Genomic DNA, 10,207 nt, shown 5'->3' on the forward strand with positions numbered 1-10,207 from the left:
GCCGTCGTAGGTTGCGAACATGATTTTGCTCAGTTCGAGGTACCAGGCGCCATCGTCGCGCGCGCTGACCTGGGCGTTGAGGGACTCCCCACGAAATCGACCCGCAGCCCTGCGCGCCCGTTCCTCATCCGGGAAAATGGCGTAGAACTCGATGGGGTGAAAGCGCGAGAAATCAAAGCCGCCTTCTTTCATGCGGCGCAGTACGTTGGTGCTGATGTCTTCTTGATAGGCTGTGCTCATGAAACGTCCTCCTCACACCGATGGATAGACTTTCCGTGCTTCCTGAAGCCCCGCGCCCTGCTGGCGCGGGCACCACGGCATAACAACACCGCAGGAAAACAAGCATGTAGCTGACAAGACCAGACCTTAGCGATTCATTCGCTGATCTCGATTGCAGAGTAGCGTGAAGCTATCACCGCCACCAGAGGTGCTCGTGTGGCGCGTGAAAAATGTTTAGACGGAGGGAGAAATATCGAGAATCTGGATACTGTTCTGGTCTTTGAGAATCTTGACCGTCGGCTCGGGTTTACGGCCTTCCAGGTCATTGAGATCGAGCTTGGCAGCAATCGGCACCAGCTTCGCACGAATCATATGCGCAGCGTCTTCGAGGCTGGGCTTTTGTTCGCAGGTGAACTGCTGCACGGACGTTTCACCGTGATCATCAACGAAGGTAATTTGCCACGTTTGCATCGGTGCCTCCTCGATAAAACCCATAGGTGGGCTTACAAGTATCTGGACCTTGGCGGCGCGCAAAACGTTCCGCTCAAGCCCGGAGGCACCGGATCAACTGCACTTATTTTTCAGCGTGATCTTTCAAGGCTTTCAAGGTGTTGAACGGCGCGTCCACCACGAACTTGTTGGCCAGCCACGAAGGTACGCTGCCACCTGGTTCGGTGTGTACCTGGTAGGTGACTTCGGTCTGGTTATCGCCCTTTGGCACCAGCTTCCAGAAACCCTCCACCTGGGCGACCCGCACGTAGCCTTTTGCTTCAGGCTTGTAGGTCGGCACGCCTTCCAGTTTGCGCGTGACGGTGCCGTCAGCGGCTTTGGTGGTGGTGACGTGGATGTACGAGTCGCGGTCCGTCACGGGGAACGGGGCCTTGAACTGGGTGTAGGTCCAGGCCTCGTCGCCTTTCTTGTCGACGAGTTTCTGGGATTTGCATTCATGGATCCATGCGCAAGCACCGACCACATCTTCCTGCAGCGCCTGGACCTTGGCCAAAGGCGCCTTGATCACGGTCACGCCGCGATAGGCCTTGTACTTGGAACCGGCAATCTCGCTCAGGGACACCTTGATACCGTCTTCGTCCTTGGCGACTTGCCAATCCTCAGCCTGGGCAGTGGCCGCAAACAACAGCGTAAAACCGCACAGCACAGCCACTCGTTTCAGCGAACCCATCGTTGTATTCCTTATTGTTGAAGTTCCGATAGTAAAGCCCATCAAGCCGCCGTCATCTGCTCCCACCAGCCGATCAGCCGGATGGCATCGGCCTGGTCGTTGCCGCACACCTCAATATCGGCCTTGAAATCACTGCACACGGCGGGCCGCTGCGGTTGACCGAACAACTGGCACAATTGTTCCACCGACAGGTGCACGCAACGGACGCCAGCGGGTTTGCCCTGGGGCATTCCGGGTAGTGGCGAACTGATGGAGGGGGCAATGCAGCAGGCGCCACAGCCTTCACGGCATTTCATGACCAGCAGGTCCTCGACGACTCAATAGGGATGGCCGGGCTAGAGTACGCCCTTAAACAGCCGTTTTAAAATGGGCCAACAGGAGTTTTTCGCACAAAACAAAAATGACCGACCAGTCTGCGACAGATGGTCGGCAACCTGGGTCACCTGTGGACCGAAAGTTTATTGCTTGAATTCGAAATCCAGCGCAGCGCCTTCAACATCACGGCGCTCTTCGTTACGCAGTTGCAGCTTCATCTCATTGCTGAGCAAGCGGCCGTTGATCTGGAACGCACTGTTGTCGGTGGGCTTTTCACCAAACATCGGCGGCAACAGAGGCACGCTCTTGGGCTTGGGCATGGTGCCAATGGGTTGCAAGTGCCTGACCATGTCCGAAGGCAGGGACAGGTCCAACTGTGCCGGTGGCAGTTTGGTCTGGGCGACCTCATGGGCCGACTTGGACTTGCTCGCCACGGGTGCACGCTTTTTGGTCGAAGCGGCTTTCTTTTGCGCGGCAGGGGATTTTTTCGCAGGCGTTGGCTGCTTGGCTGAGGTCTTTTGCTCGGCACCGACAACAGGCTTACCTTCAGCCACCGGTGCTGCAGCCAGCACGCTACCGGCATTGCACAGGCTCAGCAGACCAAGCATCAACGTAACGCGAAAAATAGAAGTCATATCGCCAACAGCATTAACGGCAGAAGGCCATATGCTCGCTTGTTGTGCGCGGCATGACAAGGGCACAGATCAGACTTGTCCCCTTTGCTCGCCTCAAAAACCCGCGGCGGCCTCTTGGCACAGCTGGCTGGCAAGCATTCCCAGAGTCATCAACGCCCTCTCCGCCTCGCGGTTCCACGGCGTGCCGCAATTGAGCCGAATACAGTGGTTGAACTGTTCGGTATTACTGAAAATCAGCCCTGGCGCAATGCTGATGCCTTGTTGCAGGGCACGCACATGCAGTTCCTGAGTATTGACCCGCCCCGGCAAACTGACCCACAGGATAAAGCCGCCGGTCGGGCGGGTCATCTGGGTGCCCTCGGGGAAATACTGCTGCACCGCCAATTGGAAGGCGCTGAGGTTCTTGCGGTATTCCTGGCGGATGTAGCGCAAATGACGGTCGTAGCCACCGTTTTCCAGATAGGCCGCGACGCCCATCTGGGTGACGCTGCATGCCGAGTGCGTGCTGAACATCTGCAGGCGCTGGATTTCCTGCTGGTATTTGCCGGCAATCATCCAGCCAATGCGTACGCCCGGCGACAAGGTCTTGGAAAAGCTTGAGCAATAGATCACCCGGTCGAGGCGGTCGTAGGCCTTGAGGGCTTTGGTGCGGCCGAGTTCGAACATCAACTCGCCGTAAATATCATCTTCGACAATCTGGATATCGAAGTCCGACGCCAGGCGCAGCAACTGTTTCTGCCGCTCCTCTGGCATCGTGCCGCCCAGCGGGTTACTCAAGCGCGTGGTCAGCACCAGCGCCTTGATCGACCATTGGTTGGCGGCCAGTTGCAGGGCTTCCAGGCTCATGCCCGTGGCGGGGTCGCTGGGGATCTCGATCACCTTGAGGCCCAGCAGATCAGCCAATTGCAGCAAGCCGTAATAGGTCGGTGATTCAGCCGCGATCAGGTCGCCAGGGCGCGTCAGCACGCGCAACGACATTTGCAAGGCATCGACACAGCCGTGGGTAATCACCACTTCGGAAGGGTCCACTACCACCCCGGCATCGCGCATGCGGATCGCCACCTGGCGCCGCAGGGGTTCAAAGCCAGGGCTGAACATGTAGCTGAACGCCCGTGGGCTCTGGAAACGCGTGACCTTGGCCAATTGCTGATGCAATGCCCGCACCGGCAGGTAGTCGACACTCGGCACCGCCGCCCCCAGGGGAAAAACCCCTTCACGGCGCGACTCGACCAGCACCTGCTGGATGATACTGCTACGGGTGACCAACCCTGGGCGCTCGACCCGTGCGATATCAGGCGTAGGCGCCGTGAGTGCTGGCGTCTGGTGCACGTAGTAGCCCGACTGCGGCCGCGCCCGGATCAGCCCCTGGTCTTCCAGGTTGGCGTAGGCCTGCAGCACCGTGGCATGGCTCACATTGAGCTGGGAACTCATCTTGCGCACCGACGGCACGCGCTCCCCCGGTTGGTAGACACCGCGGCGGATGTCCTCAGCCAGTTGCTGGGCAATACGTTGGTAAAGCAACAGATTGGTCATGACGCAGCACTCGATTTCACGGGCATTTTATTTTTGTGTGAAACATACCGGCACAGTTTAGAAGTGTACGGGGACAGTTGCCACAATAGTCGAGCGCGGGCAGGAGTGACAGTAAAAACTGCCGGGGGAGCTGGGGTGGGCATCGCCGAAACGAAATGTGGGAGCGGGCTTGATCGCGAAGGCAGTGTGTCAGTCAGCACATCCAGTACTGAGCCACCGCATTCGCGAGCAAGCCCGCTCCCACAATTTGGAGCTGCGTCAGCTGTTAGCGCGCAGCGCCCAATTGGCCCTTCTCGTCAGAGAACACAATTTCCACCCGACGGTTCTGCGCGCGGCCACGCTCGGAGGCATTGGCTTCCACCGGGTATTGGTCGCCATAACCTTCGACTTCGATGCGCTTGTCATCGATGCCCAGGTCCATCAACAGGTCGGCCACCGATTGAGCCCGGTCGCGGGACAGTTTCAGGTTTTCCTGCTCGCCACCGGTGTTGTCGGTATAACCCTCGATGCGCACCCGACGCTTGGGGTTCAGTTGCAGGAATTGCACGATCTTGAGCACCGTGCGGTTGGCCGAGTTCTGCAGCTCCGCTTCGCCGGTGTCGAACAGTACGTCGCCCAGGGTCATCACCAGGCCACGGTCGGTCTGGGTGGTGAGGCTGGCGATTTGCGCTTCAACCCACTTGCCCTGCTGTTGCACGCTGGCCAGCTTGTTTTCGCGCAAGGCCAGTTGCAGGCGCTGACGTTCCAACTCCAGTTGGGTACCGCGCTCGGCATTCAGGCCCTGCTGGGTGTGCTCTCGGGCGATGGCGCTGTACCGCTGGCTCAGGTAGGCGTAATGCACCACATCGGAGCCGCTGCCCCAGTAGCTGGACAGGCGATCGGCGCGGGCCAGGGACTCTCCGGCGCGGATCACGTCCTTGGGCGCGAAGCGCAGCACGTTGGCATCTTCCTTGACCTTTTGAAAGTCATCGCCGGCCTGCTGCAACGCCTGCTCACTCGTGGGTTGGCTCGCACAGCCGCCCAGGGCCACGCTGCCCAGCAGCAGTACACAGCTCAGGCCACGGATCATCGGGCTCATTGTGCTTCTCCCAACTGCAGCTGCTTACGCAGGCGAGTGATACGGGTATTGAGCACGTTCAATTGTTCCTGGCTCTTGCCGGTCAGCACTTTGGCTTCGGCCAGGCGTGCGTCCAGCTCAGCCTGCTCGGCGCGCATCCGCGCTCGCTTGTAGGATTGGTCGGCCATGTTGCCCTTGGCCCGGGCGAATTTTTCTTCGGCCAGCTTCAGTTCGGGGGATTCATCGGTGTTGGCCCCGACCGCGGTGGCTTGTTCCAAGGCTTGCTGGGTCAGGCGCATTTGTTCGATCGGCGCAGGATCGGTTGCGCATCCCGCCAGCGCGACAACGGCAAGGGCCGCGAAAAGAGCTCGAAAAATCACTGTAAATCCCTACTTTGTTGGGGTGCCGACAGGTTGTTGCAGTTGCGCTTTCCAACGCTCCAGATTGCGCTGCAGCGCGGCTTGAGCGGCACCGGAGGCGGGCAATTCTGTCATCTTTTTCGTCAGCTGTCCGCGAAGCCAAGGATCATTGCAGGCCGAGTTGTGGGAAATCGCCAGGTACAGGCCAGGCTGATCGACAGGCACTTCATGGGCCACCAGGTCATTACTCATGCCCAGGGTCTGGGCCATGGCCATGCCGGAATAGCGCCCAGCCAGCACGTAGTCCACCTCACCGAGCAACAGTTTCTGGAAAGCCGGCGTCAAATTGGGCAGGCGTTGCAGGTTGAGTTGCTGGCTGGCGAAGGTTTCGAACTCCGCGCTCAAGCGCGCACGCTCCGAGACTGCACCTTTGTGGCCGTGCAAATCGGCGGCGGTGGAATAGACCACGGCCGAATCCTTGCGCGTCCATACCAGGTAGTCGGTCTGCATCAGCGCCGGATGGATGTAGTCGAAGTGGTCCAGTTCACCCAGGTTCAGCGGTGCGTCGGCGAGAATGTCCATGCGCCCGCTGCGTGCTTCATCAAGGGCCAGGGAGCGTTTGCCGCCGTAGAGCAGGTCGATTTTCAGCCCGAGCTCCTTGCCCACTTGTTGCAGCACGTCAGCGGTCGCGCCGATCAGGTGCGTAGGGTCCTGGGGGTCGCGCCAGAGTAAAGGCGGTGCGTCCGGGCTGCCGGTGATCACCAGGCGCTCGCACTTGCCGGCGGCGAGCGTCAGGCTCGGCAGCAGCGTAAGGCCCAACAGTACAGTCCAGGGGCGCAGCGCCATGGCATGTTCCTTCCTAAAGTGCTCGCGAAAAACGTCAACGATAACGCGTGCGTTCTGAATAAATGCGGCGCCTGTGGTTTTTTCGCGAGCGAGCTCGCTCCTACAGGGAATAAAAAAGCCCGGTCATAAGACCGGGCTCTTTATAAGTGAAGCGGCTGGATTAGACCAGCTTCTCCAATTCAGGTACGGCTTCGAACAAGTCCGCCACCAGGCCATAATCGGCAACCTGGAAGATCGGAGCTTCTTCGTCCTTGTTGATCGCAACGATCACTTTGGAGTCTTTCATACCGGCCAAGTGCTGGATCGCGCCGGAGATACCGACGGCGATGTACAGCTGTGGCGCAACGATCTTGCCGGTCTGGCCGACCTGCATGTCGTTGGGTACGAAACCTGCGTCAACGGCTGCGCGGGAAGCGCCGACCGCAGCACCCAGCTTGTCGGCCAGGGCGTACAGGTGTTTGAAGTTGTCACCGTTCTGCATGCCACGCCCGCCGGAAACGACGATTTTGGCAGCAGTCAGTTCAGGACGGTCCGACTTGGCCAGCTCTTCGCCGACGAAGCTGGAAGTGCCAGCGTCGTGGGCAGCGGAGACGGCTTCAACGGCAGCCGAGCCACCTTCGGCAGCAACCGGGTCGAAACCGGTGGCGCGTACGGTGATGACCTTGACCGAAGCATTGGACTGCACGGTGGCGATGGCGTTACCGGCGTAGATCGGGCGCTTGAAGGTATCGGCGCTTTCTACCGAGATGATCTCGGAGATCTGGTCAACGTCCAGCTGGGCGGCAACGCGTGGCAGGATGTTTTTGCCGTTGGAGGTAGCGGCGGCCAGGATGTGGCTGTAGCCAGCGCCAAGCTCGGCGACCAGCGGTGCAACGTTTTCCGGCAGCTGATGCGCATAAGCGGCATTGTCAGCGTTCAGGACTTTGCTCACGCCTGCGATTTTTGCAGCCGCTTCAGCCACGGCGCCAGCGCCCTGACCAGCAACCAGCACGTGGATGTCCCCACCGATTTTAGCGGCAGCGGCCACGGTGTTCAGGGTAGCCGGAGCCAGCACCTTGTTATCGTGTTCGGCGATTACGAGGATAGTCATGATCAGATCACCTTCGCTTCGTTTTTCAGTTTCTCAACCAGTTCAGCTACCGACTTGACCTTGATACCCGCGCTGCGTGCAGCCGGCGCTTCGACTTTGACGGTCTTGTTGGTAGAGGCGGTGGAAACGCCCAAAGCGTCCGGAGTCAGCGTCTCCAGAGGCTTCTTCTTGGCTTTCATGATGTTTGGCAGGGACGCATAACGCGGCTCGTTCAAACGCAGGTCGGTGGTGACGATGGCCGGCAGTTTCAAGGAAACCGTCTGCGCGCCGCCGTCGATTTCACGGGTGACCGCAACGCTGTCGCCGCTCACTTCGACTTTCGAAGCGAAGGTGCCCTGGCCGTAACCGGTCAGTGCAGCCAACATCTGGCCAGTCTGGTTGTTGTCGCTGTCGATGGCTTGTTTGCCCAGGATCACCAGTTGTGGCTGCTCCTTGTCGACAACGGCCTTGAGCAGCTTGGCAACGGCCAGGGAGGTCAGCTCTTCAGCGGACTCCACCAGAATGGCGCGGTCGGCGCCCAGGGCCAAAGCGGTACGCAACTGCTCTTGGGCAGTGGTCGGCCCGATGGACACCACGACGATTTCCGTCGCCACGCCTTTCTCTTTCAGGCGTACGGCTTCTTCCACAGCGATTTCGCAGAAAGGGTTCATCGACATCTTGACGTTAGCAAGGTCGACGCCGGAATTGTCCGCCTTGACGCGAACTTTCACGTTGTAATCGACAACGCGTTTGACAGCTACAAGAACCTTCATGGATTCCTCGTTACTCTCCGGTGAAAAGAAAGTCGCCTAGGCGAACCTGGCGGTTGATGCTCATCGGCACACAAGGGCACCTCCAAAGACCTCGGCAGTGGCCTTGCACACGGGAAATGACGACCGTTCGTCAGTGGTGACTGAGAGGTCATTCTTTATCGTGGCGTGTAAACTGCGCCCCAACGTTTGGGTGCGCATCACCTTCATTGCCTTCGGCCTGTCTTTGGACGTGCTCTTGAAACCTGCAGTCTGCCTACGGGAAGCGCAAAACCGACCGTATCTTGACCGGAACGCCTATTCTGGTCAATACGGCAAAATGGTCAGTCATAAGCCCCGTTGCTTTGATTTATCTAGGCTGCAGGCAATTCAAACAAACGTTTGTATTGGACGCTGTCAGTGGTCTATATATAATGCGCCACCTAGAGAGACAGGTGGGTCCTGCCTTCGCGCAGAACCACACCGAACCTCCACCCATTAGAAAAAAAAGCCTGTTGAGCCTTGAGTAGGAGATAGCCTGTGGAACGCGAATACATGGAATTCGACGTGGTCATCGTCGGCGCTGGCCCGGCTGGCCTGTCTGCCGCCTGCCGACTGAAGCAGAAGGCCGCCGAAGCCGGTAAGGAAATCAGCGTCTGCGTGGTCGAGAAAGGCTCCGAAGTCGGCGCCCATATCCTCTCCGGTGCCGTGTTTGAACCACGTGCCCTGAACGAGCTGTTCCCGGACTGGAAAGCACTCGGCGCCCCGCTCAACACGCCCGTGGTGCGCGATGAAATCTATGTACTGCGCAGCCCGGAAGCCTCCACCAAGGTGCCCGACTTCTTTGTGCCCAAGACCATGCACAACGAAGGCAACTACATCATTTCCCTGGGCAACCTGTGCCGCTGGCTGGCCCAGCAAGCCGAGAACTTGGGCGTGGAAATCTACCCGGGCTTCGCCGCCCAGGAAGCGCTGTTCGACGAGAACGGCGTGGTACGCGGCATCATCACCGGCGACCTCGGCGTCGACCGTGAAGGCAAGCCAAAAGACGGCCTGTACACCCCGGGCATGGAGCTGCGTGGCAAGTACACGCTGTTCGCCGAAGGTTGCCGTGGCCACATCGGCAAGCAACTGATCCAGCGCTTCAACCTGGACAGCGACGCCGACGCCCAGCACTACGGCATTGGCCTGAAGGAAATCTGGGAAATCGACCCAGCCAAGCACCAGCCGGGCCTGGTGGTGCACACCGCCGGTTGGCCGCTGGACATCATGGGTAAAGAGAACACCGGTGGCTCTTTCCTTTATCACCTGGAAAACAATCAAGTCGTGGTCGGCCTGATCGTCGACCTGTCCTACAGCAATACCTTCCTGTCGCCGTTCGATGAATTCCAGCGCCTCAAGCACCACCCGGTGCTGGCCCAGTACCTGGAAGGCGGCAAGCGGGTCAGCTACGGCGCCCGCGCGATCTGCAAAGGTGGCCTGAATTCGCTGCCGAAGATGGTCTTCAAGGGCGGCGCGCTGATCGGTTGCGATCTGGGCACCCTGAACTTCGCCAAGATCAAAGGCAGTCACACCGCGATGAAGTCCGGCATGCTCGCCGCCGACGCCGTGGCCGACCGCCTGTTTGCCGAATCCGAGGGCGGTGATGAGCTGACCACATATGTCGACAGCTTCAAAGCCAGCTGGCTGTATGAAGAACTGTTCGCCAGCCGTAATTTCGGCCCGGCCGTGCACAAGTTCGGCGCAATCATCGGCGGCGGTTTCAACTGGCTCGACCAGAATATTTTCGGCGGCAAGATTCCTTTCACCCTGCACGACACCAAGCCGGACTACGCCTGCCTGAAGCTGGCCAAAGACAGCCAGAAGATCGACTACCCCAAACCCGACGGCAAGCTGAGCTTCGACAAACTGAGCTCTGTGTTCATCTCCGGCACCAACCATGAAGAAGAGCAGCCGTGCCACTTGAAGCTCAAAGACCCAAGCATCCCGATCGGCACCAACCTGCCGCTCTACGATGAACCGGCGCAGCGCTACTGCCCGGCAGGCGTGTATGAAGTGGTGACCAAGGAAGACGGCGAGAAACGCTTCCAGATCAACGCCCAGAACTGCGTGCACTGCAAGACCTGTGACATCAAGGACCCCTCGCAGAACATCACCTGGGTGACGCCGGAAGGCGCGGGCGGGCCGACTTACCCGAATATGTAAGTAGTTCGCTTAACCAGAAAAGGCTCCCGAAATGGGTAAT

At 59.2% G+C, this 10,207-nt stretch carries 12 protein-coding genes; 1 reads left to right on the forward strand and 11 read right to left on the reverse strand.

Annotated features, from left to right (window positions below):
- From APH41_RS27315 to APH41_RS27365, 11 genes are all read right to left on the reverse strand, one after another.
- A partial coding sequence (locus APH41_RS27315) for a ribonuclease E inhibitor RraB (RefSeq protein WP_054922608.1) occupies nucleotides 1–240 on the reverse strand: 240 nt, incomplete at its 3' end.
- Nucleotides 241–453: 213 nt separating this feature from the next.
- Nucleotides 454–690, reverse strand: coding sequence for a hypothetical protein (locus APH41_RS27320; RefSeq protein ID WP_054897212.1), 237 nt, complete (start codon nucleotides 688–690; stop codon nucleotides 454–456).
- A gap of 103 nt (nucleotides 691–793) precedes the next feature.
- Nucleotides 794–1,399 (reverse strand): START domain-containing protein, encoded by a 606-nt coding sequence (locus tag APH41_RS27325; RefSeq protein ID WP_054897213.1) that lies wholly within the window; start codon nucleotides 1,397–1,399, stop codon nucleotides 794–796.
- 41 nt (nucleotides 1,400–1,440) lie between these two features.
- Nucleotides 1,441–1,695 carry a YkgJ family cysteine cluster protein gene (locus APH41_RS27330; RefSeq protein ID WP_034126753.1) on the reverse strand — a complete coding sequence of 85 codons (255 nt, stop codon included), beginning with the start codon at nucleotides 1,693–1,695 and terminating at the stop codon, nucleotides 1,441–1,443.
- A gap of 162 nt (nucleotides 1,696–1,857) precedes the next feature.
- Nucleotides 1,858–2,349, reverse strand: a complete 492-nt coding sequence (locus tag APH41_RS27335; RefSeq protein WP_034126752.1) for a hypothetical protein — start codon at nucleotides 2,347–2,349, stop codon at nucleotides 1,858–1,860.
- Between the two features lie 93 nt (nucleotides 2,350–2,442).
- Nucleotides 2,443–3,882: a PLP-dependent aminotransferase family protein gene (locus APH41_RS27340; RefSeq protein ID WP_003193472.1), complete on the reverse strand. Its 1,440-nt coding sequence runs from the start codon at nucleotides 3,880–3,882 to the stop codon at nucleotides 2,443–2,445.
- A 265-nt stretch (nucleotides 3,883–4,147) separates the two neighbouring features.
- Nucleotides 4,148–4,960, reverse strand: a complete 813-nt coding sequence (locus tag APH41_RS27345) for an OmpA family protein (protein ID WP_034126751.1) — start codon at nucleotides 4,958–4,960, stop codon at nucleotides 4,148–4,150.
- Nucleotides 4,957–5,319, reverse strand: a complete 363-nt coding sequence (locus APH41_RS27350) for a DUF4398 domain-containing protein (RefSeq protein WP_003193475.1) — start codon at nucleotides 5,317–5,319, stop codon at nucleotides 4,957–4,959. The genes APH41_RS27345 and APH41_RS27350 overlap by 4 nt, the downstream gene beginning before the upstream one ends.
- A 9-nt stretch (nucleotides 5,320–5,328) precedes the next feature.
- Complete coding sequence (locus tag APH41_RS27355) at nucleotides 5,329–6,144, reverse strand: ABC transporter substrate-binding protein (protein WP_054922611.1); 816 nt, start codon at nucleotides 6,142–6,144, stop codon at nucleotides 5,329–5,331.
- A 160-nt stretch (nucleotides 6,145–6,304) separates the two neighbouring features.
- Nucleotides 6,305–7,234 carry an electron transfer flavoprotein subunit alpha/FixB family protein gene (locus APH41_RS27360; RefSeq protein WP_034120769.1) on the reverse strand — a complete coding sequence of 310 codons (930 nt, stop codon included), beginning with the start codon at nucleotides 7,232–7,234 and terminating at the stop codon, nucleotides 6,305–6,307.
- 2 nt (nucleotides 7,235–7,236) lie between these two features.
- Nucleotides 7,237–7,986 (reverse strand): electron transfer flavoprotein subunit beta/FixA family protein, encoded by a 750-nt coding sequence (locus APH41_RS27365; RefSeq protein ID WP_014719538.1) that lies wholly within the window; start codon nucleotides 7,984–7,986, stop codon nucleotides 7,237–7,239.
- Between the two features lie 516 nt (nucleotides 7,987–8,502).
- Between APH41_RS27365 and APH41_RS27370 the strand changes: the two genes are divergently transcribed.
- A complete protein-coding gene (locus APH41_RS27370; protein WP_054922613.1) occupies nucleotides 8,503–10,167 on the forward strand; it encodes an electron transfer flavoprotein-ubiquinone oxidoreductase in 1,665 nt (554 codons plus the stop codon).
- Nucleotides 10,168–10,207 lie beyond the last annotated feature (40 nt).

It is taken from the genome of Pseudomonas sp. NBRC 111138 (genome assembly GCF_001320835.1).
Lineage (GTDB): Bacteria > Pseudomonadota > Gammaproteobacteria > Pseudomonadales > Pseudomonadaceae > Aquipseudomonas > Aquipseudomonas paracarnis.